The following is a 25,825-nucleotide window of genomic DNA, read 5'->3' on the forward strand; positions in this document are numbered from 1 at the left end:
TTCGCGATCTCCCACAGCCCGTCCGGAACAATCCAACTCCACGTACCCCGCCCCATACGCAGCCCAACGAGCGATCACCACATAGGACACCGTCTTAGTCGCCCAGGGCCTTCCCCCCGCCCGGGGCGCGGCGTCTCCGCCGGCGGCCACTCCCCCCCAGGCCGTCGGCGGAGCCATGTCCGCCGGCACCGGCGCGCGGACCGTCATGCCTCCGGGACCTCGGGGGCGTCGGCTCGCGGGGAACTGACATCGCCCGGCCGAACAGCGTGCTCGGTGTCGGTGTCGAGCTGGACCGTGAGGGCCCAGCCTGGTGCGTCGAAGACGCCCAGCCCGGGAGATCATCGCCGTGGCAGCCCAGCCCCTCGACGGGTTCCAGCGCGGCCGGGAACTCGCTGCCCCGCGGGAACAGCGTGTGCTTCAGGCCGGCCGGACCGAGGACGTGCCGCTGGATGTACTCCCCGAGGCACTGACCGCTCTCCTTCAGCCGGCGCGTCACGGTGGGGGAGAGGCCGACGGGATCGATGGGCCGGACGGGCCGTACCGGCCGGCGACGGACGCGGGGCGGACGTCGGAGCCCGGACCGGCCCGCACAGAGCGCCCGGCACGCCCCCGGCCCGAGCCCGGGAGGCTCCCGACCTGACGTAATGCTTGTCCGACGGGTGGAACGTCTCGTTCGGGCGATGGAGTCACCCGACCCGGTGAGCGCGCGGTCCGGGGCGTACCGGTGGCGGGTCCCGGGCGTTGCCCCGGCATGGACCGCTTGGACTGGATGGACCGGATGGAGCGCATGGACCGGATCCGCCGGCTGCGCCAGATGGACCGTAGCGGGGAGCCGATCTACGCCGGGCTCGTCGCGGAGTGGCGGGCGCAGGGGCGGACCGTCCCCGCCGAGCCGGACGCGCTGTGGGCCGCCCTTTCCGGCCGCACCCGCGGCGCCCGGCGCGAGGCCAGGCACCTGTGAACCGTCACCGGTACGGCGCGCACAGCGGGGCGAGCACCGCCAGCGTGCCGTTGGCCTGTCGCAGCGCCTCCTCCAGGGCGCCGGGCGCGTGCAGCGTGCCGGTGCCGTCGGGCGGCACGAGCCACTCCAGGGAGCGCGCCGGCCGGTAGGGCGGCGGCACGGTGACCCAGGAGCCCCTGGTCGCGTACCGCAGCCCGGCGCCGATCCAGCCGCCGGCCGGGTCCGGCGGCAGGAAGAACCCCACCCTGCCCGCCGTCGTGTCCACCAGCGTCGGGCCCGGCACCGGCAGGCCGGGCCGCCACAGCAGGTCCAGGGCGAGCAGTCCCAGCCGGTCGGGGACGCTCAGCACGTCCCAGAAGCGGCCCGCCTCCAGCAGTGCGACGCCCTCGCCGTGGTCCCATTCCCATTTGCAGGCGCGCGGGTCTGCCGACGCCGCCGCCAGCCACTCCACGCCCCGCGTCCACATCGTGTTCGTCATGCACTGCTCCGGATGTCCTCGCTCGCCTGCCCGGGCGCAGGGAACGGCCGTTTCCGGGCAGTTCGCGCGTCCGCACGCCAACCCGGCATATGCATGGTTGTAGATATTTCTATGTGGCGGAAGGGGTGGCGCGCCCTGGCGTTTGAGGCGGGGCGTTCGAACTCCGCACGCTGGTTCGTCAGTCGCAGTACGGCCATGCGTCACTCGGCCGAGCGAGGGATCGCACGCCGAACACTCGTTTCGAGTGCGGAGACAATTGATTCGAGCGTCAACCCTTGAGGTGCGCATCATTTCCGTCGTACGCTCACGGCATTCCTTCCCTGACTCTGTCGAGGTGTTCCATGGACCGCACGCGTCTGCCCGCCCTTCTGGCCCGCGAGAGCGCCGAGGCCGAACGCCGCAACCCGCGCTCCCGGGCGGCCTACGCGCGCGCCGACCACCTCTTCGGCCGGGTGCCGATGACCTGGATGAACAAGACCGCCGGTGCCTTTCCGCGCTACCTGGCGGGGGCGCGCGGCGCCCGGGTCACCGACGTCGACGGCCACGCGTACATCGACTTCTGCCTCGGTGACACCGGCGCGATGGCCGGTCACTCACCCGCCCCCGTCACCGAGGCGGTGCACCGCCGGTACGCCGAACTGGGCGGGGCCACCGCCATGCTGCCCACCGAGGACGCCGAGTGGGTCGGCGCCGAGCTGACCCGCCGCTTCGGCCTGGCCCGCTGGAGCTTCTCGCTCACCGCCACCGACGCCAACCGCTGGGCGATCCGGCTCGCCCGTGCCGTCACCGGCCGGCCGAAGATCCTCGTCAACAGCTACTGCTACCACGGCAGCGTGGACGAGTCGCTGATCGTCACCGGCCCGGACGGCACCGGCACCGCCCGCCCCGGCAACGTCGGCGCGCCCTGCGACGTGACGCTGACCAGCAGGGTCGCCGAGTTCAACGACCTCGCCGGGCTGGAGCGGGAGCTGGCGCACGGCGACGTCGCCGCCGTACTGATGGAGCCCGCCCTCACCAACATCGGCATCGTGCTGCCCGAACCCGGCTACCTCACCGGCGTCCGCGAGCTGACCCGGCGCTACGGCGCCCTGCTCATCAACGACGAGACGCACACCTTCTCCGCCGGGCCCGGCGGCTGCACGGCCGCCTGGGACCTGGAGCCCGACCTGCTCACCATCGGCAAGGCGATCGGCGGCGGCATCCCGGCCGGCGCCTACGGGCTCTCCGCCGAGCTCGCCGACCGGCTGCTCGGCCGCACCGACCTCGATCTCGTCGACATGGGCGGCGTCGGCGGCACCCTCGCGGGCAACGCGCTGTCGGTCGCGGCCACCCGCGCCACCCTGGAGCACGTGCTGACCGACGAGGCGTTCGCCCGGATGGCGAGCCTCGCCGAGCGCTTCGAGGCGGGCGTCCGGGCGGGCATCGAGGCCCACCGGCTGCCCTGGTCGGTCAGCCGGCTGGGCGCCCGTACCGAGTACCGCTTCACCTCCCCGGCCCCGCGCACCGGCACCGAGTCCGCGGCGGCCTCCGACCCGGAGCTGGAGGACTACCTGCACCTCTACCTCGCCAACCGGGGCATTCTGCTGACCCCGTTCCACAACATGGCGCTGATGTGCCCGGACACCACCGAACAGGACGTCGACACCCACACCGAGGTGTTCGCCGCCGCGCTCGCCGAACTGGCCGCCTGAGACGGGGAGCCGGACGGGATGAAGGACATGGACGAGATCGACCGGGCCATCCTGCGCGAGCTGCAGACCGACGGCCGAATCGCCTACGCCGACCTCGGCCCCAAGGTCGGGCTGTCCGCGTCGGCGGCCCGGCAGCGGCTCCAGCGGCTGCTGGACTCCAAGGCGGTCCAGGTGGTCGGCGTCACCGACCCGATGGCCATGGGCGGACAGGCCATGGCCCTGCTCGGCATCGGCGTCGACGGCGACCCCCGGACCGTCGCCGACGCCCTCGCCGAGCGCCCCGAGGTCGTCTACTCGGTGCTCACCTCGGGCGGCTTCGACCTCTTCGCCGAGGTGGTCGCACCCGGCCCGAAGGCGCTGCTGGACTTCGTCAACGACGTGGTGCGCCCCATCGAGGGGGTCCGCGAGGTCCGGTCCTTCCCGTACTTCGGCATCCACACCCACCGCTTCCTGTGGGACGTGGGCTGACCGGCGGGGACGACGGGGTCAGTCGGCGGCCGGCCCGGGCGTCAGCACCAGCATGGTGACGTCGTCGCGGACCGCGTAGCGCCGCCGGGCCAGGTCCGCCCACACCGCGCCGGGCAGCTCGGCGGACGGGACGCCGGACAGGGCGGCCAGCCGCTGCGCCAGCGGGTAGAAGGCGCCGTCGCCGTCCCGCGCCTCCCCCACGCCGTCGGAGGCCAGGAACAGCCGGTCGCCCGGTCCGAGCGCCACGGTGGTCTCCTTCGGCGGATCGACCCCCATCAGCCCGATGCCGAGCGGCGGACCGGGCGCGGCGGTCACCTCCCGGGCCTGTCCCTCGTGCAGCAGCACCGGCACCGGATGACCGCAGGCCACCAGCCGGACCGCGGCCGTGTCCGCCGCGAACTCCAGCAGCAGGGCCGTCGCGAACAGCTCCCCGTCCCGGACGCCCGCCGAGTCCACCGCGAGCCGGCGGTCCAGCCGGGCGGCCACCGACTCCAGGTCCGGCTGGTCCAGGGCGGCCTCCCGGAAAGCCCCCAGCAGCGACACCACCGTCGCGACCGCCGCCAGCCCGTGCCCCCGCACGTCACCCATCACCGCGCGCACCCCGTACGGCCCCTCGCGCACGTCGAAGAAGTCGCCGCCCACCAGCGTCCCGTCCTGCGCGGCCCGGTAGAAGGACGCGCACCCCACCCGCCCGACCCGGTCCGGCAGCGGCGGCAGCACGGCCCGCTGCACCGCCTCGCCGATCGCCCGCTCGGTGTCGAGCTGGGCGTCCCGGTGGCTGCGCACGTAGGACACGAACACGCTCAGCGCGGCCACGAACGCGATGGTGAGCACGTCCGTGTTGCCGGGGAGGTCCAGATGGGTGGCCGGGAGGTTCAGCACCACGATCGCGCCCACACCGAGCAGACCGGTCATCAGCGGGCCGTAGGACAGGACCGCGAGCGGCGGGATGGCGCCCAGCAGGAAGCCGAGGTCGCGCGCGTGCGACGTGACCATCGTGGCCGAGCCGACGGCCGCGAGCAGCAGCACGGGCAGCACCCGGATCCACCACGGCGGCGGCGCGCCCCGCAGCCACCCGCGGTCCTCCCGGTCCCCGCGCGACGACCGGCCGCGCACCGCATCCACATCCCCAAGCTACGCCGCTCCCGGCGTACCCGCGGCATGGCAGACCCGCCGGACGCGGTGCGGAAACAGCCCTCGGGAAAACGGTGGACCCCGGTCGGCCGAACCCCTAACCTGTGATCACCACGCCCGGGACGGACGAAGGAGGCGAGTGTCATGTGGATCACCACCATTCAGCGCTCCCCCCTCCCCGTGCCGCGGGCGTGTCACGTCTGAGCAGACCGGGAGCGCGCACACCGTACGCATCCCGGAGGATTCCTTGACCGACCTGGTCATCCGCACGCTCGACGAGAGCAGCGCGCACCTTTTCCGCACCATGCCGGATCCGCTCGCGCTGAGCGACAAGCACCGCGACACCCGCTACCGCCCCGACTGGCAGCGCATCGCCCTGCGGGACGGCCGCACCGTGGCGCGCGCCGCCTGGTGGGGCCGCCCCCAGGACCCCGAGCCGCTCGTGATCAACTGGTTCGACGTCGCCGAGGGCGAGGAGGAGGCAGGCGCCGAGCTGCTGCGCACGGCACCCTGGCAGACACCCGAACTCGAACTCGACCTGCCCACCGGCTGGCGCGACGACCCGCTGCGCCGGGACGCGGTGGCCGTCCGGGAGGGTGCCGCCCGCCAGGCCGGCTACACCCCCCTGGTGCAGCGCTTCCTGTACCGCTGGACCCCGGACCGGGGACTGCCCGAGCGGCCCGGCCGGCTGGTGTTCACCGCCGAACCGGACGACGACGTGTTCCTCGGCCTGCTGCGCCGCATCGCCTCCGGCACGCTCGACGCCCACGCCCGCCGGGCCATCGAGCAGGGAGGCGTGGACCAGGCGGCCCGGGAGGACCTGGAGATCCTGCGCTGGTTCCCGTCACCGCGCGAGTGGTGGCAGATCGCGCGCACCCCGGAGGGCGACCCGGTCGGCATCCACATCCCGGCGCGCAACCCCGGCGGGCCGTGCGTCGCCTTCGTCGGCGTCGTACCGGAGCACCGGGGCCACGGTTACGCCTACGACCTGCTCGCCGAGTGCACCCACTTCCTGGTCGGACAGGGCGCCGAGTTCATCGCGGCCGCCACCGACCAGGGCAACGTCCCGATGGCCGCGCACTTCACCAAGGCCGGCTATCCCGTCGTACGGGAACGCGTCAACTACTGGACCGACCACGAGGCGGCGGCCGGGTGACGCGCTGAGCGCGCGGTGACCCACGGCGCCGGGGGACGGGACCGGTCCCGTCCCCCGGCGCCGGGCCGGTCACTCCCCGCCGTCCGCCAGCCGTGCCTCCGCCGTGGCCAGGATCTCGGTGACCCGGAGGCCGAACGCGGCGTCGCAAGCGTGCGGGCGGCCCGTGCGGGCCGCCCGCACCAGCGCGTCGGCGGCCCGGGCGAGCGCGGGGACCGCTCCCTCGGAACTCCCCGGCAGCACCGTCACACCCGCCTCGCCGCGCAGTTCCACGTCGGCCCCGGCCGCCGCCGGCGGGGCCGTCAGGCTCAGCGTGAGGGTGCTCGACGCGCCGGTGGAGTGGTCGAGCACCAGGTGCACGGTGTCCGCCGGACCGTGCGCCGCCGCCACGACCTGCCGTACGTCGCCGAGGACCGGCAGCAGCACCGACAGGGCGTGCGGGCCGACGTCCCACAGCGCGCCCTTCTCCCGCCGCCACGGCGAGGCCGCGAACGGGCTGTCGCTCGTGAACACCGCCCCCAGCCACTGCGCCCGTGCCGTGAACCAGCCCGCCACGGCCGCCTGTTCGTCGATCCAGGCCTCCGGCTCCTTCTGGAAGCGCGCGGTGAAGAACACCACCGACGCCACCCCGGCCTTCTCCACCGCCTCCACGACGGCCCGCCCCTGCGCGGCCGTCACCGCCAGCGGCTTGTCCAGCAGCAGATGGCGGCCCGCCCGGGCCGCCCGCACCGCCAACTCGGCCTGCACGGACGGCGGCAGGGCCACCGCGACCGCGTCCACGTCGGCCAGCAGTGCGTCCACGTCGGCGTACGCGGCGACGCCGTACTGCTCCGCGAGTTCCGTGGCCGCCTCCGGCCGACGCCCCCACACCCCGGCGAACTCCAGGCCGGTGTGCCCGGCGAGGGCGGGGGCGTACGCCGCCTGGGCCCACGGGCCCGTTCCCAGCAGTCCGATGCGCATGTCGCGTTCCTTTCTCCGAGCCGATGCCGGCACCCTCACGATGCCGCGCTGCGGTCGCCGTCCGCGCACCCGCGGCCGGCACCGCCCTCGTCCGCCAGCCACCGGGCGATGGCCGCGGCGATCGGCTGACCGGTGTCCATCTCCACGAAGCCGAACTGGCCCGACTGGTTGCACTCCAGGAACCACCAGATCCCGTCGGCGTCCTCCGCGAAGTCGAATGCCCCGTAGGCCAGTTCCGCGCCCGCCATGTAGCGCCGCACGCCCTCGGCGACGCGCGGCGGCACGTCCGCGGGCAGCCAGGGGGAGACCGACGGCGCGAAGCGGACGTCCACGTCGTCCGGGTGGGCGTCCGGGTCGGCGGGCTTGCGCGCGGCCAGCAGCGTGCCGCCGACGACGGTGAGCCGGATGTCGGCCCGCTTGGCGATCCGCCGTTGCAGCAGGGTCGGGCCGAAGGCGACCGCCGTGAAGTCGGCGTCCGGCGCGACCCTGCTGGTCGGCACCGCCCGGGGCGGCTCCTGCGGGTGCGCTCCGGAGACCGGCTTGACCACCAGGTCCGGGAAGCGCTCCGCGAACTCCCGCGCCGCCTGCGGGAACGTCGTGATGAGCGTGGCCGGCACCGCGAGGCCGCTGCGCTGGGCCAGGCGCAGCTGCCAGGGCTTGTGCCGGGCCCGGCGCGCGGCGTCCGGGTGGTTCATCCAGCGGGCGTCGGTGCAGCGCAGCATGCCGTACAGCGCCTGCGAGGACTCCTCGGTCAGCCAGGCCGACGGCTGGGCGGCGCGGGCGGCCGGGTCGCCCGGTCTGCGCACCCAGACGGAGCGCAGACCGCTCATGCTCACCAGGCGCCCGCCGACGGACAGATGCCCCCGGCAGGCGCCCCGCACGTACTCGCCCGACAGCGCCACCCCGTTGGTGAGATCGGCGGGGTCGAGCCGGACGACGGGCACGCCCGCCTCGCCCAGCCGGAGGACCACCATGTCCGCCGTCACGTCCTCTTCACTGGTCAGGATGAGCACGGTCATCTGTGGAAGCCCGCGGGTCAGTCGTCGAAGTGCGTCTTGGAACCGGCGGTCGAGGTCGTGGTCCCGAGTGCTCTGAGAATCGCGTGGTCGGTGGCGGCGATCCGCCCGTCCGGGAGGACGTTCAACTGCAGTCCGGAGTCGTACGCATACGGAGCGGTGACGTCCAACTGCACTGCGGGCCGCGCGTAGTTGAGCGTGAACGGTTGCATGGTCTCTCCCTGATTCGGCTTTCACGTCCTTATACGAGTCGAACGGGTGATTGGTTTCCTCACGGTGCGTGAGCACGCTTCGGAGGCATTCCTTCCGGGTCATCGCGCGAGCGCGTCCCGTGCCGCCGCCAGCGCCTGTTCGGCGTATCCCCGCCCGAACAGCACCGCGTGCACCAGCAGCGGGAAGAGCTGGTGCAGCCCCACCCGGTCCCGCCAGCCGTCGGCCAGGGGCGCCGCTTGCCGGTAGCCGTCGAGGACGCGGTCGAGCTGGGGGCAGCCGAACAGCAGGAGCATCGCCAGGTCGGTCTCCCGGTGTCCGCCGTGCGCGGCCGGGTCGATCAGCCGGACCTCGCCGTCCGCGCCCCACAGCACGTTGCCGTTCCACAGGTCGCCGTGCAGCCGGGCGGGCGGCTCGGCCGGCCCCGCCAGCTCGGGCAGCCGCGCGCAGAGCTGTTCGAACACCGCCGCCTCGCCCGGCCGCAGCGTGCCCCGGTCGACCGCGCCGCGCACGTACGGCAGCACGCGGTGCTCGGCGTACCAGCGGGGCCAGTCGGTGCCCGGCGCGTTGCGCAGGGGGGCCAGGCCGATGAAGGCGTCCTCGGGCCCGCCGGGCGGCGGAGCCCCGAAGTGCGGTGCGCCGGCCGCGTGCAGCGCGGCCAGGGCCTGGCCGAAACGCAGTGCCGCCGCGGGGTCCGGGGAGCCGGCGGGAACCCGCTCGGTCACCATCCAGTGCTCGTCGTGCCCGAGCACCGCCGGTACCCGGACCGCGTCCGCCGCGGCCAGCCAGCGCAGCCCCGCGACCTCGGCGCGCACCGCCCCGGGGCCGTCGCCCCGCTTGACCATCACCGGTGTCCCGCCGTCCAGCAGCACTTCGGCGGGCGCGCCCGAAGACCGCCGGGCCCGGCTGGCCGGGCGCCCGGTCAGCCGGGCCGCCACCTGTCCTGGATCCTCGTCTCGGTTGACCACGGCCCCAGCGTACGACCACCGGTCGAGGCCGCTCACCAGGCGATTCACGCGGTGGTACGGCTGTTCTCGGCCGAAGCCGGGCGGTCGCTGCCCGTACCGGCCCCGCCCGCCGTCACCTCGTCGCGGTCGCGGACGCCCTCGACCTGTACACCGCCGCACACCTCGCCGACGCCCTGCGGCCCCTGGTGCCCGCCGGCCTGTCCGGCGTCGCCTTCCCGGACTTCACCGGGCTCACCTGCCTGATCGCGGTCCACCGCACGGCCCGCACCGGCGCCCGCCTTGCGCTGGCCGCACCCGGGGAACGCGTGGCGCGGATGCTCGCGCTGACCGGAACGTCCGGTGCGGGGGGCGCCACGTCACCGCACCGGGGCCCTGGGCGCCGGCGCCGTACCCCCGCCCGCGTCCCTCCTCGCTGCCGGCCGTCGCACCGCCGCCCCGCCGGGCACGTCCCCGGCCCGGTGCCCTCAGCCGCCGACGGGGTACGTCATCCGGGTCAGCCCCACCGGGTTCCCGGGCGGCAGCAGGCCCGACCCGTCGACCGCGCGGGCCAGCGGCTCCAGCAGCGCGGCCAGCCGCTCCGTCCGCTCGGTGCCCAGCGCGGTCCACGGTTGCCCGGCCGCCGCGTCGGTCAGCGCCTCGGCCTCCGCCCGCAGGGCCTCGCCCGCCGGCGTCGGCGTGCCGTCCGCCGTCAGCCGGCCCTCCGCGCGCAGCCGGGCCACGGCCGCCGCCCACTCGTCCCGCGGCCACTTCCGGGTCTCGCGCAGCAAGGCCCCGTCGGACTCGCCGGCCGCCGCCTTGAGCACCATGGCCTCCACCGGTCCGAGGCCCAGGCCGACCAGCACCGCCACATGGGAGTCGCCCCGCTGCTCGCGCAGGGTGGTCAGGGCCTGCCACAGGCGGGCGGCCGGCTTCCGCGGCCGTTCCAGCGCCTGGTTGGCGGCGCCGAGCACCCGGCCCGCGGTGTCCGCGCCCGCGGCGGCCTCCCAGGCGAGGTCCGCGGCCTCCGTGAACGCGGCGGAAGCGACGGTGTCCGCCCCGAACAGGCGGGTCATCGCCGCGTCCATCGCCTCCAGCCGGGCCGTCAGCGCCTGCGCCGGGGTGGCGTAGGACCAGGCGTCCGGCAGCGCCCGCGCGACCCGGGCCGGGTGGAAGACGTAGAAGCAGCTCGTCACCACGGCCGGGGACACGGTGCCGAGCGGGGCGGCGCGCAGCGCGAAGTAGCCCATCCAGAACCCGCGCAGCCCCAGCCCGTCGGCGGCCCGGCGCGCCTCCGGTGCGAAGTACACGAGGCTGTGCACCGGCTCGTACCGCTCCCACAGGGTCCGTGCCATCCCGTCCGCCATTGCTTCCTCCCACCGCGTCGGCCACGACGTGCTGTCGGCACCAGCCTGCGTTATGACACTCGTCATAACAAGAGGGCGGAGGCAGGCGGAGGAGGGCCGTCACGAGGGCTCACCGGGCGGGGACCCGGATCCGGCCGACGGCGTTGCCGAGCAGTTCCGTGAACCACACGGTTCCGCCGGGCCCGGCCGTCACCCGCAACGGCACCTTCTCGCCGCCGTCCGGCACCGGGAAGGCGGTGACGGCGCCGCTCGCGGTGATCCGGCCGACGCGGCCGGCCTGGTCGGCGTACCAGACGTGGCCGTCGGGCCCGCGCGCGATGCCGCCGGGCAGGCTGTCCGCACCGGGCAGCGGGAACCGGGTCACGTGCCCGGAGTAGTCGACGCGGAGCACCGCACGCCCGCCGGACGCGGTGAGCCACATGCCGCCCGGCCCGGCGACGATGCCACCGGGGAAGCCGGAGGCCCCGCCGGGCAGCGGGAACTCCGTGAGCCGCCCGGCGGGAGTGATCCGGCCGACCTTGCCGCCGCTCAGTTCGGTGAACCACAGCGCGCCGTCGCCGCCCGCCGCGATGGAGTGGGGGGAGGCGTCCGGAGTGGGCACCGGGTACTCGGTGATCCGGCCCGCGGTCGTGATGCGGCCGATCCGGTTCCCGGTCGCCTCGGTGAACCACAGCGCCCCGTCCGGGCCCGGCGCGATCCCGTCCGGGCCGCTGCCGGCCGCCGGCAGCGGGAACTCGGTGAGCGGCCCGGCGGGAGTGACGCGGCCGATCCGCCCGGCGGTCGTCTCGGTGAACCACAGGGCCCGGTCCGGACCTCGGACGATCTCCGACGGACCGGTGTCCGGACCGGAGGTCGGGACGTCGGTGACCGTGCCGTCGGACGTCATCCGCCCGATCCGCCCGGCGCCGTGCTCCGCGAACCACAGCGCGCCGTCCGGACCGGCGGTGATGCCGACGGGCTCGGCACCGGCCGCCGTGGTCACCGGATACTCCGTCACCGTCACCGTCCCGGCGCCGGCGGGAGCGGCGCCGGCGGTGAGGGCGGTGACGGCGAGCAGGGCACCGGCCCGCCCGGCGGCCGGCCGCCGGCCCCGTCGCCCCCGGCGGGTGTTCCTGGGCATGGGGTGCCTCCTTCGGGCGTACGGCCGCGTCGGCGGTTGAGCCGGACGAGGGGTCCCGGAGCCGGTGCGCTGGGGCAGACGGGTGGCGTGGTGACCCGGCTGGGCGGCTCGGATGGTGGGAGTCAGGGGCCTCACTGACGGTGGTTCATGTCGGGGCCGGGTCCATCCAGCTGATGAGGTATCCGCTGCCCGGTCACGGCGGAAGGACATCACTATGCGCTCTGCCCGCATGCTCCTGGCAACGGCGGCTGCCGCCGCCGCCCTATCCTTCGCCGCACCCGGCGCCGCGTTCGCCGTGGCGGCCGGGCACGACAGCGGCGGCCGGGACGGCTCCTCGTACAGCAAGGAGCAGGACAACGGCTCCGACGAGGACGAGGGATCCGACGACGACCAGGACAAGGAGTACGGCAACAAGCGCGGCGGCGGCGGGGAACACGACGGGCCGCGCGGCGGAATGCACACGGGTGGCGGAGCCCTCGCCACGGTGCGCAGCGGGGGCTGGAGTTCGGGCGGCGACAGCCGGTTCGACCCCGAGACCTACCGCGACAAGGACGAGGGCGGGGGCGAGAAGGGCGACAACGGCGACCGCGGTGAGAAGGGCGAGAAGGGCGACCGGGGCGACAAGGGTGACAAGGGTGACAAGGGCGACTGGGGTGAGGACCACGAGAAGCCGCGCGGTGGCATGCACACCGGTGGCGGCGCGCTCGCCGCGCCCGGTGTCACCGCGGGCGGTCTCGCCGTCCTGGCCGTAGGCGCCACCGGTGCCTTGGCGCTGCGCCGCAGGAAGGCCGCCCAGCCGGCGTCCTGACGGGCCGTACGTCCCAGGGGCTGCGGACGCCGCCGGCGCGCCCCCGCGCCGGCGGCCCGCGCCCCCTGCGCACCCGCCCCGGACGCCGGTCCCGGCACCGTCTTCCCCGCCCTGATCCCCGTGCTGCCGTGCCCGAGTGAGGTGGTGTCCGATGGCAGCAGATCCCTCTTCCCCGACCTCGTCAGGACCGGCAGCGGACGAGCAGCGCGCCGGCTACGGCGGGCGGCTGACGCTGTGGGGTGTGGCGGCCGTCTTCCTCGCCGTCAACATGTTCGGCGGTCACCCGCAGCCGGACGACAAGCCGGAGGCGCACCGGGCCACGGGCACCCACGCCCCGCCCGCGGTCGACTCGCGACAGCCCGACGACACGCTGCCGAGGTCCGCACCGACCCGGCTGCGCATCCCGAAGATCTCCGTGGACGCCCCCTTCACGACCCTGGAGCTCGGCGACTCGGGCCAGTTGCAGCCGCCGCCCGCCGCCGACACCAATCTCGTCGGCTGGTACGCCGACGGGGCCGCGCCCGGTGAGCCGGGCACCGCGATCATCGCCGGACACGTCGACACCGTGACCTCCCCGGCCGTCTTCGCCGACCTCGACCGGCTGGAGCCCGGCGACCGCTTCTCGGTGCAGCGGGCCGACGGGCGCACGGCGGAGTTCGTCGTGGACAGCGCCGAGACCTTCGCCAAGGACGACTTCCCCAGCGAACGGGTGTACGCGGACGCGTCGCGCCCCGAGGTCCGGCTCATCACCTGCGCCGGGGACTACGACCGCACGGTGCGGGACTACACCGACAACCTGGTGGTCTTCGCGCACCTGGTGTGAGGGGCGGTCCCCGCCGGTCAGGCGGCGCGGTCAGCGAAGGGCCCGTCCCCGGCGAACGCCAGCGCCGCGAACCGCTCGCCGATGCGGCGGTGACCGGCGGCGTCCGGGTGGAGGCCGTCGGGCAGCGGCAGCTCGGCGAAGTCGGCCTTCCCGTACAGCTCGCGGCCGTCCGCGTAGTGCAGGGCCGGGTCCCCGGCCGCCCGCTCGCGCACGATCCGGGCCAGCTCCTGCCGGACGACCTCCAGGGTGAGCTTCCCGGCGGCCCGCTCGGCCGGGTCGCCGGCGGCCCGGTAGCGCAGGCGCCCCTCGCCGAGGGCGGTCGGGTCCATGACGGTGGGACCGGGCGTGTCCTCGTGCAGCGGGCACAGGACCGGCGAGACGACGAGCAGCGGGGTGTGGGGGTGTCCCTCGCGGACGGTGTCGAGGAAGCCGTGCACGGCGGGGCCGAAGGCGCGCAGCCGCATCAGGTCGGTGTTGACCAGGTTGATGCCCAGTTTGACGCTGATCAGATCGGCGGGCGTGTCGCGCAGCGCCCGCGCGGTGAACGGGTCGAGCAGCGCGCTGCCGCCCAGCCCGAGGTTGACCAGCTCCACCCCGCCCAGGGCCGCGGCGAGCGCCGGCCAGGTGGTGGTGGGGCTCGCCGCGTCTGAGCCGTGGCTGATCGAGCTGCCGTGGTGCAGCCACACCCGGCGGCCCCGGTCCGGTACGGGTTCGACGGGGGCGTCGGCGCGCAGCGCGACCAGCTCCGTCGTCTCGTTGTGCGGCAGCCAGATCTCCACGTCCTTGACGGTGTCCGGCAGGCCCGTGAAGCGCACGGTGCCCACCGGGCCGGGCCGGTGCTCGGCGGAGCCGGTGCCCAGGTCGATGGTGAGGGTGTCGCCCTCGGTGAGGGAGGCGCTGCCGGCCGGCCGTCCGTCGACGAGCAGGTCGTACACGCCGTCCGGGCGCGGCGGTGCGCCGACGTACACCCGCTTGGTCGGCACGGTGTCCAGCTCCACGGTGGTGGCGCGGGTGCGCAGCGCCAGCCGTACGCCGGAGGGCTGGGACTCCGCCAGGGCCAGCTGGGGGTCGGCGCACTGGGCGCGGGCCCGGGCGGGCAGCCGGTGCGGGAGCAGGCCGCGCGCGGTGCGCTCCAGTTCGAGGGCACCGCGTACCAGGCCGGCGGTGAGGGGGATGGTGAGCATCGTGTCTGCCTGCGTTTCGAGGGGGATCGCCGTGGGGGAGCCGCACGGTCAGGGCTGGGCGGGCCAGTCGCGCAGCAGGGAGTCGAGGGCGTCCAGGATCCGGGTCCAGGACTCCTGCGGGTCCGGCGCGCTGTGGCTGAAGCCGCCGGCCGTCTCCAGGCTGACGTAGCCGTGGAAGACGCTGCCGAGGAGGCGGACCGCGTGGGTCTGGTCCGGCTCGGTCAGGTCGTAGCCGCGCAGGACCGCCCGGGTGAGCTGCGCGATCCGCACGCCCGCGCTGCCGGCCGCCGTCTCGGCGTCCAGCGGGTGCCGGGCCGCCGCGTAGCGGCCGGGGTGCGCGCGGGCGTAGTCGCGGTAGACGTTCGCGAAGGCGCCGAGGGCGTCCTTGCCGGACCGGCCTGCCAGGGCCTCGGCGGCTCGGTCGGCCAGCTCCGCGAGGGCGAGCAGCGCGATCCGCGTCTTGAGGTCCTGCGAGTTCCTCAGGTGCGAGTACAGGCTCGCGACCTTGACGTCGAACCGCCGGGCCACCGCCGACACCGTCACCTGGTCGAAGCCGACCTCGTCGGCCAGCTCCGCGCCCGCCCGCACCAGCCGTTCGGTGGTCAGCCCCGCACGCACCATCACTGTCTCTCCCGTCTGCCGGAAAGCCATTGTGCAGCTTCCTAAAGCCTTTAGGCAAACAGGATAGCGATTTAGGCAGCCTCGGCTGCCCGCCGGCAACTCCCGGATGAGCGGGCACGGTGCCGAACACCCGCTTATTTGTGGGTGCTTGGCAGCTCGCGTCCGCCCGGGAGAAGCTGTTTCCCGAGGCCGGGGGCCGCCGGAGAACGGACGGGAGGCGACATGGACGCCTGCCGGTGGGATGTCCGCCCGCCCGGGCTCCTGCCGGCGCGGACGCCGAAGTGCGGCCGGGGCCCGGACGCCGGGCGTCCGAGGAGTGCGCCGCCTCGCGGCGCGGCGGCCGTGCCCGGGGCTCCCCGCCGGCAGGCGTCCGTGCCGGCGGATCTGCGGCTTGTGTCCGGGAGGGCACAATGGAACGCTGCGGTCCGCCGGCCGTGAGCGCGGCCGGCGACGGCTGGGGCGGACCGGCGTGATCGGCGGCCGGTGCGCGGGCGTACCGGGAACCGGCGGGGAGTGGAGCGATGGAGCTGGAGCTGCGGCACCTGCGGGTGCTGTGCGCGATCGCCGACGCGGGCAGCGTGGGCCGTGCCGCCGCGCAGCTGGGCTACTCGCAGCCGGCCGTCAGCACCCAGTTGCGGCGCATCGAACGCCACCTCGGCGAGCCGCTCTTCGAGCGCGGGCCCGGCGGGGTCCGGCCGACCCGGTACGGCGCCGAGGTCGTCGAGCAGGCCAGGGACGTCCTCGCGCGGGCCGCCGCGATCGGGCACCGTCCGCCCGCCGACCGCCCCCGCCGTCCCCTGCGCGTGGCCGCGACGAACTCGCCCATGCTGTCCGGCACGGTCTCCCGGGTCCGTGCGCGGCTGCCGGAGCTCTCCCTCTCGGTCACCAGCGTCTACGCGTCCTCGCGGATCGTCGAGCTGCTGGAGGAGGGCGCGGTGGACGCGGCCATCGCCGCCGACTACCCGGGCATGGAGCTGCGGCACTCGGCCGCCGTCCGGCACCGCGGCATCGTCACCGAGCCCACCTTCGTCGCCCTGCCCGCCCGCCACCGGCTCCGGCAGAGCGCCCAGGTCCAGCTCGCCGACCTCGCCGAGGACGCCTGGTTCGTGACCCCGGACGACGGGGCCGGCTGGCCGGGGGTGTTCTACGACGCCTGCGCCGCGGCCGGGTTCACCCCGATGACCGTCCACGAGTGGCTCGGTGACCAGACCCAGCTGCAGAGCATGATCGCCGATGGTCTCGGGGTGTCCCTGGTGCAGCCGACGATGCGGCCGATCCCGCACGTCACGGTCAAGCCGCTGGTGGGCTCCCCGCTGTGGTGCCGCTATGTGCTGGCCTGGCGGCCGGCCACCGTCACCGACGACGTCGTGGAGACGCTGTTCCGGTCCGCCACGGACGCGTACCGCGACCTCGTCGTCCAGGCCCCGCACCTGCGCACCTGGGCCTCGCGCACCTGGAGCGCCACCGGGACGTAGCGGCGGGTCACGAGTGCGCCGCGATGTTATGAGCACCCAGTGCCATGTGCTATGTCACACGCCATTGTTGGCGGGTGCGGCGCGCTGAGACAGTCCCTCACACGCCTCGCACCCCACAGAGGCGCATCCCTTCGTGGAGGAATCCCGATGCGCTATCGCTTCGCGCTGCCCGGACGCGTGCCGAGGGGCACGGCCGGCCGCATCGCCGGCGCCGCCGCCGTCTGCGTCACCCTGGCCGGCCTGCTGTCCACGCCGGCACTCGCCGCGCCCCGCCCGCACACCGCCCCGGCCACCGCACCCGGGGCGCACCTGCCCGTGCCGTCGCCCGCCGCCGCGTCCACCGTCGCGACCGAGCACCCCGCGACCCAGGCCCGGCGGCTCAGCCCGGCCCAACTCCCGCCGCGCCAGCCCGCGTTCGCGAGGAGCGCAGGGCCGCGTGCGGCGACGGCGGCCTCCTGTGCCCCGGCCGACTTCGGCAGCCGTACCGGCTCCGCCCTCGTCGCCTACGTCAGGGCCGCGACCCCGGACTGCGTCGACACGCTCTTCCCGGTCACCGGCACCGACGCGCGCGCCGTCTTCCGCCAGGCCCAGATGCTGAGCGTCGCCCAGGCGTTCACCCGCACCGCCGGGCGGTACCGGGGCGACAACTCCGGCGGCCTGCTGCAACTGGTCCTCTTCCTGCGCGCCGGCTACTACGCGCAGTTCAACCACCCCGGGGACGTGGGCCCGTACACCTCCCGCCTCACGACCGCCGTCACGGGCGGCATGGACGCCTTCTTCGCCCGCCCCCACTCCCGTGACGTCACGGCGGCCAACGGCGACATCCTCGGCGAGACCGTCATCCTGACCGACAGCGCCGACCAGCAAGGCCGCTACCTGGACGTCTACCGGCGGCTGCTGACCGATTACGACAGCTCCTACGACGCGGTCGGCAGCATGGTCAGGGCCGTCAACGACGTCTACACCCCGCTGTGGCGCGGCAACTGGAACCCGGCGTACGTGCGGGCGGTCGAGGACGACCCGCGCATCGCGGGCACCCTGCACGACTTCGCGCTGGCCAACACCGGCCGGCTCGGCACCGATCTGGCCTTCCTGGACTCCAACGCAGGGATGAACCTCGCCCGTTACCTCGAGCACCCCGGACTGCGGGACGGCGTACGCCCGTTGGCGAAGGACCTGCTGGACCGGACGGCGGTCACCGGCCCGACGGCCGCGCTCTGGGCGGCCGTGGCCACCCAGGCGGACCACTACGACTCGGCCGACTGCGACTACTACGACGTCTGCGGCCTGCCGGAGAGGCTGGACAAGGCCGTTCTGCCCGTCACCCGGCACTGCGACGCCGACGTGACCCTCCGCGCCCAGGCGCTCACCGCCGCCGACCTCGACGCCGCCTGCGCCAGCGTGCTCGGCCAGGACGCCTGGTTCCGCTCGGTCGTGGGGGCCGACGGCGCGATACCCGGCCAGTACGCCTCCACGGTCCGGCTCGTGGTGTTCGCGAGCCGCGCCGACTACCAGACGTACGCCGGCGCGATGTACGGCATCAGCACCGACAACGGCGGCATGACGCTGGGCGGCGACCCGGCGGACCCGGCCAACCAGCCGGTGTCGGTCATGTACCAGAAAGACTACGACGACGGCTTCCCGGCCCGGATCTGGAACCTCAACCACGAGTACACGCACTTCCTGGACGCCCGCGACGACATGCGGGGCGACTTCGCGCGGCAGATCTCCGTACCGGACGTGTGGTGGATCGAGGGCATCGCCGAGTACGTCTCCTACGGCTACCGCGGTCTCGCCGACGACCAGGCGGTCCAGGAGGCCGGCCGGCACACGTACCGGCTGAGCACCCTGTTCGACAGCACCTACGACAACAGCGACGTGACCCGCACCTACCCGTGGGGCTACCTCGCCGTGCGCTACATGGCCGAGCGGCACCCCGACGACGTCCGGCGCATGCTCGCCCGCTTCCGCGCCGGTGACTACGCCGGCGGGTACGCCGTCTACCACGACGGCATCGGCACCCGCTACGACGCCGACTTCGACCAGTGGCTCACGGCGTGCGCCGCGGGCGCGTGCGGTGGGCCCGCCCCGGCCTGAGCGCACCCGCCCGGTGGAGCGGCCGCCGACCGGGGGCCCCGGCCGGCGGCCGTACGCGTCACCAGGGCCCGGGGATCAGACCGCCGGCGCGGGGTACGTCGGGTACTCCACGCCCGACACGTGCTGGACGACCCGGACGACCTGGCAGGAGTAGCCGAACTCGTTGTCGTACCAGAGGTAGAGGATCGCGTTGTCCCCGTCCACCTTCAGCGCGCCGGCGTCCACGATCGAGGCGTGACGCGAGCCGATGAAGTCGCTGGAGACCGCGTCGGGCGCCGTGATGAAGTCGATCTGGCGCTTCAGCGGCGAGGTCAGCGACACCTCGCGCAGGTAGTCGTGGACCTCCTCGCGAGTGGTCTCGCGGGCCAATTGGAGGTTGAGGATCGCGATCGACACGTCCGGCACCGGGACGCGGATCGAGCTGCCGCTGATCTTCGCCTTGAGGCCGGGCAGCGCCTTGGCGACGGCGGAGGCGGCGCCGGTCTCGGTGATGACCATGTTGAGCGGCGCGGAGCGGCCCCGGCGCTCGGACTTGTGGTAGTTGTCCAGCAGGTTCTGGTCGTTGGTGAACGAGTGGACGGTCTCCACGTGGCCACGCAGCACGCCGTACTCGTCGTCCATCGCCTTCAGGGGCGGGACGATCGCGTTGGTGGTGCAGGAGGCGCAGGACAGGATCTGCTCGTCCGGCTTGATGCTGTCGTGGTTGACGCCGTGCACGATGTTGGGGACGTCGCCCTTGCCCGGCGCGGTCAGGACGACCTTCTCGATGCCGGGGCGCAGGTGCTTCGACAGGCCCTCGCGGTCGCGCCACTTGCCGGTGTTGTCGATGAGGATGGCGTCCCGGATGCCGTACTCGGTGTAGTCCACGTGCGACGGGTCGTCGGCGTAGATCACCTTGACGGCGTTGCCGTTGGCGACGATCGTGCTGCTGTCCTCGTCCACGGTGATGGTGCCCTGGAACTGGCCGTGGATGGAGTCGCGGCGCAGCAGCGAGGCGCGCTTGACGAGGTCTTCGGCGGCCCGGCCGCCGCCGCCGCGCACGACGATGGCCCGCAGCCTGAGGCCGTTGCCCGAGCCGGCCTTCTCGATGAGCAGGCGGGCGACGAGCCGGCCGATGCGGCCGAAGCCGTACAGCACGACGTCGCGCGGCTCGCGGCGCTCGATCTTGTTCGCGCCGGTGGCTCCGGCGACCGCCTGCGCGGTGAACTCCGCCACGCTCAGGCCGCGCTCGTCGGTCTGGTAGGTGGTGGCCAGCATGCCGAGGTCGATCTGCGACGGACCGAGGTCGAGGGCCGTCAGGGCCTGGAGGAACGGCATGGTCTCGGTGACCGACAGCTCGGCGCCGGCGATCTGCCGGGCGAAGCGGTGCGTCTTCAGGATGCTGACCACCGACTTGTTCACCAGGGAGCGGCTGTGCAGCAGGACGGTCACGTCCCGTTCGCGGTGCAGCTTCCCGATGAGCGGGATCATCGACTCCGCGATCTCCTCGCGGATCTTCCAGTTGGTGAACGAGTCGTCGTTGACAGTCACAGATCCATCTTTCGAGCTAGGCAGCGCTCATATGATAACCACACCCTTTGAGCGGCCCTTCTGAAGGGGCGAGCGGTGTCCGAGACGCGTCCGGACGCGTGAAAACCGGGGGCGGGGCGGCGGAAACCCGGGTCGCGCGTTGCACCTCCCCACCGGTGTGCCCAAGGTCGACGCCGTGAGCACCTCCTCCGTCCCCCGGCCCGAGCCGACGGCGCCCTCCGGGCCCCTCGGCCGCCTGCGGCCGCCCCGGCCGGCCGGACCCGGCCGGCCGCAGGGCGTCCTGCCGGCGCTCGTCCTGTTCGCGGCCGTACGGCTCGCCGGAATCCTCACGGTGGTCCTCGCGAACGCACTCCGGGGACACCCGCTGGTCAGGAACCTGGCCCACTCCTGGGACTCCCGCTGGTACCTGCACATCGCCGGCCACGGCTACGGCCGCCTCGTCTGGATCTCCCCGGAGGGCGCCGTCCAGACCGACTGGGCGTTCTTCCCCCTGTATCCGGCGCTCATCCGAGCGCTGACCACCGTCCTGCCCCTCACCCCGGGCCGGTCCGCCCTGCTCATCGCCTGGACGGCCGCGATCGTGGCCGCGTACGGCGTCTACCTCGTCGGCCACCACCTGTACGGCAGGGGCGTCGCCACCACACTGGTCGCCCTGTGGGCCGCCCTGCCGCACGCCGTCGAGCTGACCATCGCCTACACGGAGTCGCTGTTCGCCGCACTCGCCGCGTGGGCGCTGTACTGCGTGCTCAGGGGCCGCTGGCTGTGGGCCGGAACCCTGGCCGCGCTGGCGGGCCTGGCGCGGCCCAGCGGATTCGCGGTGGCGGTGGCCGTCGTCCTGGCCGCCGGGCAGCAGGTGCTGCGGCAGCGCGGCCGGGCCCCGGTGCGGGTGTGGGCCGGGGCGCTGCTGGCTCCGGTGGGCTGGCCGGCCTACGTGCTGTGGGTGGGGAGCCGTACGGGAGACCTCCTCGGCGGCTACTTCACGGTCCAGCGCGCCTGGGACTCCCGCTTCGACTTCGGCGCAGGCTCGCTGCGCTTCCTCAAGTCCCTGCTCCTGCACGGCGGGGCCGTCGTGTACCCGGCGGCCCTCTTGGTCGTCGTGTCGGGCGTCCTGCTGTTCGCCCTGCTCTGCCTGGACCGCCCCCCACTGGCCCTGGTCGCCTTCTCCGGCGTCCTGGTCCTGCTCGCGGTCGGCGGTTCCGGCTCCTTCTCCTCCAAGCCGCGGTTCCTGCTGCCGGCCTTCCCGCTGCTCGTGCCGGTGGCCCGCGCCCTCGCCCGTACGTGGTGGCTGCGTCCTCCGGCGGCGATGGTCGTCTACGGCGCCCTCGCCCTGGTCTCCCTGCTGTTCGGCGCCTATGTGACGGCGGTGGCGCACTCCCCGCTGTGAGCCGTCGGCGCAGCCGTGTGAGCGGTTCCCCCGGGACCTGGGTTCAGCACCGCGGGGTCCGGCGGCATCCGATCCCGTCCGCGTGGCCCTGGGCGGACATGGTGCCCGGTGACGGTTCCGGCTTCGGCGAGGGGGCGGTGGCCGGGCCGGGATGGCGCAGTTCGATGTGCGGCGGGTCCGGCGGCGTGAACAGCTCCTGGGCACCGAGGAGGCCGAGCAGCCTGTCGAGCACCGGGCTGACGGCACGGATGACGACCGTCTTGCCCTGGCCGCAGGCCCGCTGCCGCAGCTCCATCAGAACGCCCAGGCCGGCGCAGTCGCAGAAGCCGAGCCCGCCCAGGTCCAGGTCGAGGCCGCGCTTCGACGTGGCGAGCGCTTCGTACAAGCCGGCGCGGAGCCGGCTCGCGGAGTCACGGTCCAGCTCACCCAGGATCCGGACGCGGACCCGGTCCCCGACCGGCGTGCAGGAGGCGGTGGCCAGGCCGGTCGGCAGGGTCGCGTCCAGGGCCTGCCGGCCGCGCGGGCGGGGCAGATCGGCCCCGCCCGCGAGCTGGGGCCGGTGGATGCTGTGGTACATGGCTTGCTCCCGCCTGTGTGCGCAGGGACTGGACTCAACGTTGCCCCCTCACCCTGATGTACGTCAACTAATACACGAATGGCAATACGTGTTTTTGGGTGCATGAAAGTTTTGTCGGTAGACTCGGGGCATGGATGGAGTGCCTGAGTCGCACAGCGGGTGGACCTTCCTCACGAACCATGCCCGCGTACTTGCGGCCATCGCGGACAACCCACACGCGCGCATACGCGACATCGCCGCGCGCTGTCGGCTCACCGAGCGCGCTGTGCAGAAGATCATCGCGGATCTGGAGCAGGATGGTTACCTGTCTCACACCCGGGAGGGGCGAGGCAACACCTACCGGATCGATCCCAGCAGGACCCTGCGGCATCCCGCCGAAGCGGGAATCGGCCTGACGGTGGCGTCGCTCCTGTCGATGCTCGTCCAGGACGAGGCGGAACGTTCGGGGCAGAGCGATTCGACCAGTGTGATGACCGCCTGAGCGCGGCCGCCGCACTCCGGCCGGGACCGGGCCGATCGAAGCCGGGTCCGTCCGCGCCGGCGGTTCGGCGTGCCCCGGCGGGCGCCGGATCGCCCGGGGCCGGGGCGAGCGGGTGAAAGCCACCGGGCCGCAGGCGGCCGCCGTCCGCATGCCCCGGGCCGGACGTGCCGGTACGCCGACGTGCGGACACGGGCCCGCGCCACCCGGATTCCCGCGTCACGCGCGGGACGACGGACGCCGGCCGGCCACCGGTGTGGCGTGGATCCGGCGCGCGCCGTGATGACATGATCGGCCGGAGGATGACGGGGAGGCGGCGCCGATGAGGCTGCACACGCACGAGTGGGGTACCGGCGACCGGATCGCCGTCCTCGTGCACGGAATCATGTCCGACCACCGCACCTGGCACCGGGTCGCACCGGTCCTCGCCGGCAAGGGATACCGGGTCGTCGGCGTGGACCTGCGCGGGCACGGCGCGAGCGGCCGGGGCGAGTACAGTCCCGAGGCCTGGGCGGGCGACCTCGTCGACACCCTGCCCGAGCGGCCGGAACTGGTGATCGGCCACTCGCTCGGGGCCTTGGCCCTGGCCGGCGCCGTGGAACGGCTGGTGCCCGCCCGGGCCGTCTACTGCGACCCCGCCTGGGACATACGGCCCAGGGTGGCCGAGGCGTCCGCGTACTTCGCCGTCTTCAAGTCCGCGAACCGCGCGATGGTCAAGAGCCTCAATCCGCGCTGGGACGAAGCCGCCGTGGACGTGGAGATGGCCACGCTCGCCGACTGGGACCCCGACTCGGCCCGGGTTCTGCCGGACATCTACGCGGTCAGCCGGACACCGGCGCGCCCGGTGGTGCCCTCCCTGGTGGTCCTGGCCGGCGCCGGCGACCTCCTGCGGCCGGGCCTGGACGAGGAGCTGGTGCGGCGGGGCTTCGAGGTCCGGACGGTCGAGGGAGCCGGGCACTGCGTCTACCGTGACGACTTCGACGGCTTCATGGGCGCGCTCGACGGCTGGATCTGAGGGGCCCACGCCTCCCCGGGGAGCGTGCGGAACGGTCAGCGCGGGTTGAACACCACGCTGGCGGAGCGGGCGTCCCCGGCCGCCCGCTGTGCGAAGTCCGCGAATCGGGGTAGACGGGCGTACGCCCGAGGAAAGGACCGTCTCATGACGACCTACGTGATCAGCGTCCCTGGCACCTTCACCACCGGGATCGAGGCCGACACCCGCACCCGGCTGGCCCAGGCGCTCCGGCCCGCCGATCCGCACGGCACGCACATGGGCAGCGCGGAGGACCTGGACGCGCTCAGCGTCAACGACGACAACACCTTCACCCTGCGCCTGACCGTGGACGCGGACACCGGCCGGCACGCAGAGGAGGAGGCCCGCAGGCTCGCGGACTCCGCGCTCCAGCAGGCGGGGCTGGACGAGCGGACGGCACCGCTCGGGCCCGCGGTGATCACCGGCATCGACTCCGAGGTCCGCTGACGGCGCGTTCGCCGACACGTCAGGCGATCGGCCCTCCTGGGGCCGTCCGAGGGTCACCCGTCCCGTCGGAAGTGATCGATGCCCCGCATGCGCACCACGAACGAGGGCGACGAGCCGCTGGCCAGACTCGGCCTGCCGGCCGCGCCCGGAGTCCACCTCGCGGTGCGATACACCCCCGCCTCGGTCACCGGCGATCCCGGGGAACTGCTGGCCCGCACCAACGACCTGCTGCTCTCCCTGGGCGGCGACCTCGTCGCCACCTGCACCTTCATGCGGCTCGACCCGGCCACCGGGGTGCTGGAGGGCGCCCGGGCCGGTCACATCCCGATCGTCTGGGCCACGGCGGACGGCAAGTCCGGCGTCGTCGACGACGAGGGCGGACCGCCGCTCGGCATCCGGCAGGGCTTCGCTTTCCCGGTCACCCGGCACCGGCTCACCACCGGCGGAGTCTTCGTCCTGCTCACCGGCGACTCGCCGGCATCGCCGCCGTGGCCGGCCTGGAGGCCCGCGCGCTCGCCGCGGCGGTGATCAAGGGCGCGGAGGGCGTCGGGCACGAGGACGACGCGGCGGTGCTGGTCGTGGGCCTGGACGGCCCGGCCGCCCTGGCCTGATGACCACCCGTCTGCGCGGCCCTTACCCGTTCAGCGGTTGTCGTAGGCCGTGCGAGCGGCGTCGATGTGCGGCAGGTGCGTGATGCTCCATTCGAGCAGCGGCGCGGTGGCCTCGCGCAGGCTCCGGCCCATGTCGGTCAGTTCGTAGCTGACGTGCGGCGGCATGACGTTGCGGACCGTGCGCGTCAGGATCCCGTCGCGTTCGAGGTCGCGCAGCGTCACGGTGAGCATGCGCTGGCTGATGCCGTCGACGGCCCGCTTCAGCTCGGTGAAGCGCAACGGCCCGTCCTTGAGCATGCGCACGATCAGCAGCGCCCACTTGTCCCCGACGATCCCGAGGACTTCGCGGGCCTGGCACGGGTCCTGCACGGTTACCTCCTGAGAACCGGGGCACCGAAAAGTGCCGTATTGCCCGGGGAGTGTCGCGGGGATCACGATGTTCGCGGTTACCAAAGAGTACCGGGGCACGAGGAGGAACCACACGACCATGGCCACATTCCTACTGGTACACGGCGCCTGGCACAGCGGGCGAAGCTGGGACCGGGTGGTCCCGCTCCTGGAGGCGGCCGGGCACCGGGCGCTCGCGCCGTCGCTGACCGGCTACGGCGACAAGGCACACCTGCTGAGCCCCGAGATCGGGCTCAGCACCCACATCGACGACGTCGCCGGCCTGATCGAGGACGAGGACCTCCACGACGTCGTGCTCGTCGGGCACAGCTACGCCGGGATGGTCATCTCCGGGGTCGCCAACCGGGTCCCGGAGCGGATCGCGCATCTGGTGTTCCTCGACGCGATGGTCCCCGAAGACGGCGAGAGCGCTGTCGACGTCCTCCCTGTCACCAAGCAGCTCATCGACCTCGCCGTGGACGGCTGGCGGGTTCCGCCGATGCCCGAGCAGCCGCCGCCGCTCGGCTTGTTCGGCGTCACCGATCCCGAGGACCTCGCCTGGCTGCGCTCGATGCTGTCGGACCAGCCGGTGCGGTGCCTGCGGGAGCCGGTCAAGCTGGACGACCCGGCCGCGCGCACGATCCCGCGCACACACATCCACTGCGTCGTGGGCCGGCCGGCGGGCATCACCCGGCGTCCCGTCCCGGCAGGCGAACGGGTACGCGAGCTGCCGACCGGCCACGACTGCATGATCACCATGCCCGTCGAACTCAGCGCGCTGCTGCTCGAGACGGCCTAGGCGTCCCGGGACCTTGGTGACACGCGTCCCGGGTGCTCGAACAGGTGAGGGCCTTCTGGGCTTGGTGTC

General features: G+C 74.0%; 29 protein-coding genes. 15 read left to right on the forward strand and 14 right to left on the reverse strand.

Annotated elements, in window-relative coordinates; translation table 11 throughout:
- The first annotated feature begins 751 nt into the window (after positions 1-751).
- Positions 752-961 carry a hypothetical protein gene (locus ACZ5DC_RS23270; protein ID WP_468655545.1) on the forward strand — a complete coding sequence of 70 codons (210 nt, stop codon included), beginning with the start codon at positions 752-754 and terminating at the stop codon, positions 959-961.
- A gap of 4 nt (positions 962-965) precedes the next feature.
- On the opposite strand, the gene ACZ5DC_RS23275 is transcribed toward ACZ5DC_RS23270, so the two are convergent.
- Positions 966-1,439, reverse strand: a complete 474-nt coding sequence (locus tag ACZ5DC_RS23275; protein WP_468655547.1) for a hypothetical protein — start codon at positions 1,437-1,439, stop codon at positions 966-968.
- Positions 1,440-1,780: 341 nt separating this feature from the next.
- Between ACZ5DC_RS23275 and ACZ5DC_RS23280 the strand changes: the two genes are divergently transcribed.
- Together ACZ5DC_RS23280 and ACZ5DC_RS23285 are read left to right on the forward strand one after the other, a co-directional pair.
- Positions 1,781-3,130, forward strand: a complete 1,350-nt coding sequence (locus tag ACZ5DC_RS23280; RefSeq protein WP_468655549.1) for a transaminase — start codon at positions 1,781-1,783, stop codon at positions 3,128-3,130.
- A 27-nt stretch (positions 3,131-3,157) separates the two neighbouring features.
- On the forward strand, positions 3,158-3,598 hold the full coding sequence (locus tag ACZ5DC_RS23285) for an Lrp/AsnC family transcriptional regulator (RefSeq protein WP_468656088.1): 441 nt from the start codon (positions 3,158-3,160) through the stop codon (positions 3,596-3,598).
- Between the two features lie 18 nt (positions 3,599-3,616).
- Here ACZ5DC_RS23285 and ACZ5DC_RS23290 read toward each other — a convergent pair whose 3' ends face one another.
- The gene (locus ACZ5DC_RS23290; protein WP_468655551.1) at positions 3,617-4,723 is read right to left on the reverse strand and encodes a PP2C family protein-serine/threonine phosphatase; all 1,107 of its coding nucleotides are present in this window, start codon (positions 4,721-4,723) and stop codon (positions 3,617-3,619) included.
- A gap of 256 nt (positions 4,724-4,979) precedes the next feature.
- Here ACZ5DC_RS23290 and ACZ5DC_RS23295 point away from each other — a divergent pair, with 256 nt between their 5' ends.
- Entirely contained in the window at positions 4,980-5,888 is a 909-nt protein-coding gene (locus ACZ5DC_RS23295) for a GNAT family N-acetyltransferase (protein WP_468655553.1), read from the forward strand.
- A 69-nt stretch (positions 5,889-5,957) separates the two neighbouring features.
- Here ACZ5DC_RS23295 and ACZ5DC_RS23300 read toward each other — a convergent pair whose 3' ends face one another.
- The 7 genes from ACZ5DC_RS23300 to ACZ5DC_RS23330 form a co-directional block, all read right to left on the reverse strand.
- On the reverse strand, positions 5,958-6,845 hold the full coding sequence (locus ACZ5DC_RS23300) for a Gfo/Idh/MocA family protein (protein WP_468655555.1): 888 nt from the start codon (positions 6,843-6,845) through the stop codon (positions 5,958-5,960).
- A gap of 35 nt (positions 6,846-6,880) precedes the next feature.
- On the reverse strand, positions 6,881-7,864 hold the full coding sequence (tgmB, locus tag ACZ5DC_RS23305) for an ATP-grasp ribosomal peptide maturase (RefSeq protein ID WP_468655557.1): 984 nt from the start codon (positions 7,862-7,864) through the stop codon (positions 6,881-6,883).
- Positions 7,865-7,881: 17 nt separating this feature from the next.
- Complete coding sequence (tgmA, locus tag ACZ5DC_RS23310) at positions 7,882-8,073, reverse strand: putative ATP-grasp-modified RiPP (protein ID WP_468655559.1); 192 nt, start codon at positions 8,071-8,073, stop codon at positions 7,882-7,884.
- Between the two features lie 99 nt (positions 8,074-8,172).
- Complete coding sequence (locus ACZ5DC_RS23315) at positions 8,173-9,009, reverse strand: fructosamine kinase family protein (protein ID WP_468656090.1); 837 nt, start codon at positions 9,007-9,009, stop codon at positions 8,173-8,175.
- A 74-nt stretch (positions 9,010-9,083) separates the two neighbouring features.
- Positions 9,084-9,293, reverse strand: a complete 210-nt coding sequence (locus ACZ5DC_RS23320; protein WP_468655561.1) for a hypothetical protein — start codon at positions 9,291-9,293, stop codon at positions 9,084-9,086.
- A gap of 210 nt (positions 9,294-9,503) precedes the next feature.
- Positions 9,504-10,370 carry an SCO6745 family protein gene (locus ACZ5DC_RS23325; RefSeq protein WP_468655563.1) on the reverse strand — a complete coding sequence of 289 codons (867 nt, stop codon included), beginning with the start codon at positions 10,368-10,370 and terminating at the stop codon, positions 9,504-9,506.
- Positions 10,371-10,491: 121 nt separating this feature from the next.
- The gene (locus ACZ5DC_RS23330; protein WP_468655565.1) at positions 10,492-11,502 is read right to left on the reverse strand and encodes a Vgb family protein; all 1,011 of its coding nucleotides are present in this window, start codon (positions 11,500-11,502) and stop codon (positions 10,492-10,494) included.
- Positions 11,503-11,716: 214 nt separating this feature from the next.
- Between ACZ5DC_RS23330 and ACZ5DC_RS23335 the strand changes: the two genes are divergently transcribed.
- On the forward strand, positions 11,717-12,310 hold the full coding sequence (locus ACZ5DC_RS23335; RefSeq protein ID WP_468655567.1) for a hypothetical protein: 594 nt from the start codon (positions 11,717-11,719) through the stop codon (positions 12,308-12,310).
- 151 nt (positions 12,311-12,461) lie between these two features.
- Complete coding sequence (locus ACZ5DC_RS23340) at positions 12,462-13,133, forward strand: class F sortase (RefSeq protein ID WP_468655569.1); 672 nt, start codon at positions 12,462-12,464, stop codon at positions 13,131-13,133.
- A gap of 17 nt (positions 13,134-13,150) precedes the next feature.
- On the opposite strand, the gene ACZ5DC_RS23345 is transcribed toward ACZ5DC_RS23340, so the two are convergent.
- Entirely contained in the window at positions 13,151-14,317 is a 1,167-nt protein-coding gene (locus ACZ5DC_RS23345) for a GDSL-type esterase/lipase family protein (protein ID WP_468655571.1), read from the reverse strand.
- A gap of 48 nt (positions 14,318-14,365) precedes the next feature.
- Complete coding sequence (locus ACZ5DC_RS23350) at positions 14,366-14,938, reverse strand: TetR/AcrR family transcriptional regulator (protein ID WP_468655573.1); 573 nt, start codon at positions 14,936-14,938, stop codon at positions 14,366-14,368.
- Positions 14,939-15,459: 521 nt separating this feature from the next.
- Here ACZ5DC_RS23350 and ACZ5DC_RS23355 point away from each other — a divergent pair.
- Together ACZ5DC_RS23355 and ACZ5DC_RS23360 are read left to right on the forward strand one after the other, a co-directional pair.
- The gene (locus ACZ5DC_RS23355) at positions 15,460-16,413 is read left to right on the forward strand and encodes a LysR family transcriptional regulator (RefSeq protein WP_468655575.1); all 954 of its coding nucleotides are present in this window, start codon (positions 15,460-15,462) and stop codon (positions 16,411-16,413) included.
- Between the two features lie 147 nt (positions 16,414-16,560).
- A complete protein-coding gene (locus tag ACZ5DC_RS23360; RefSeq protein ID WP_468655577.1) occupies positions 16,561-18,510 on the forward strand; it encodes a collagenase in 1,950 nt (649 codons plus the stop codon).
- Between the two features lie 75 nt (positions 18,511-18,585).
- Here the strand turns inward: ACZ5DC_RS23360 and ACZ5DC_RS23365 are convergent, their stop codons facing one another.
- Positions 18,586-20,040, reverse strand: a complete 1,455-nt coding sequence (locus tag ACZ5DC_RS23365; RefSeq protein ID WP_468655579.1) for a glyceraldehyde-3-phosphate dehydrogenase — start codon at positions 20,038-20,040, stop codon at positions 18,586-18,588.
- Positions 20,041-20,215: 175 nt separating this feature from the next.
- Between ACZ5DC_RS23365 and ACZ5DC_RS23370 the strand changes: the two genes are divergently transcribed.
- On the forward strand, positions 20,216-21,424 hold the full coding sequence (locus ACZ5DC_RS23370) for a hypothetical protein (RefSeq protein ID WP_468655581.1): 1,209 nt from the start codon (positions 20,216-20,218) through the stop codon (positions 21,422-21,424).
- A gap of 43 nt (positions 21,425-21,467) precedes the next feature.
- Here ACZ5DC_RS23370 and ACZ5DC_RS23375 read toward each other — a convergent pair whose 3' ends face one another.
- Positions 21,468-22,001 carry an STAS domain-containing protein gene (locus ACZ5DC_RS23375; RefSeq protein ID WP_468655583.1) on the reverse strand — a complete coding sequence of 178 codons (534 nt, stop codon included), beginning with the start codon at positions 21,999-22,001 and terminating at the stop codon, positions 21,468-21,470.
- A 130-nt stretch (positions 22,002-22,131) separates the two neighbouring features.
- Between ACZ5DC_RS23375 and ACZ5DC_RS23380 the strand changes: the two genes are divergently transcribed.
- The 5 genes from ACZ5DC_RS23380 (at position 22,132) to ACZ5DC_RS23400 (ending at position 24,570) form a co-directional block, all read left to right on the forward strand.
- Positions 22,132-22,482, forward strand: coding sequence for a helix-turn-helix transcriptional regulator (locus ACZ5DC_RS23380; protein ID WP_468655585.1), 351 nt, complete (start codon positions 22,132-22,134; stop codon positions 22,480-22,482).
- A 319-nt stretch (positions 22,483-22,801) separates the two neighbouring features.
- On the forward strand, positions 22,802-23,494 hold the full coding sequence (locus tag ACZ5DC_RS23385; protein WP_468655587.1) for an alpha/beta fold hydrolase: 693 nt from the start codon (positions 22,802-22,804) through the stop codon (positions 23,492-23,494).
- A 144-nt stretch (positions 23,495-23,638) separates the two neighbouring features.
- Positions 23,639-23,959: a hypothetical protein gene (locus ACZ5DC_RS23390; RefSeq protein WP_366761017.1), complete on the forward strand. Its 321-nt coding sequence runs from the start codon at positions 23,639-23,641 to the stop codon at positions 23,957-23,959.
- 87 nt (positions 23,960-24,046) lie between these two features.
- Positions 24,047-24,487, forward strand: a complete 441-nt coding sequence (locus ACZ5DC_RS23395) for a SpoIIE family protein phosphatase (protein WP_468655589.1) — start codon at positions 24,047-24,049, stop codon at positions 24,485-24,487.
- Positions 24,448-24,570 (forward strand): hypothetical protein, encoded by a 123-nt coding sequence (locus ACZ5DC_RS23400; RefSeq protein WP_468655591.1) that lies wholly within the window; start codon positions 24,448-24,450, stop codon positions 24,568-24,570. The genes ACZ5DC_RS23395 and ACZ5DC_RS23400 overlap by 40 nt, the downstream gene beginning before the upstream one ends.
- A 30-nt stretch (positions 24,571-24,600) precedes the next feature.
- Here ACZ5DC_RS23400 and ACZ5DC_RS23405 read toward each other — a convergent pair whose 3' ends face one another.
- Positions 24,601-24,939, reverse strand: coding sequence for a winged helix-turn-helix transcriptional regulator (locus tag ACZ5DC_RS23405; RefSeq protein WP_468655593.1), 339 nt, complete (start codon positions 24,937-24,939; stop codon positions 24,601-24,603).
- A 118-nt stretch (positions 24,940-25,057) separates the two neighbouring features.
- On the opposite strand from ACZ5DC_RS23405, the gene ACZ5DC_RS23410 reads away from it, so the two are divergent.
- Complete coding sequence (locus ACZ5DC_RS23410; RefSeq protein WP_468655595.1) at positions 25,058-25,756, forward strand: alpha/beta fold hydrolase; 699 nt, start codon at positions 25,058-25,060, stop codon at positions 25,754-25,756.
- Positions 25,757-25,825: the final 69 nt, after the last annotated feature.

It is taken from the genome of Streptomyces sp. NPDC031445 (assembly GCF_055581365.1).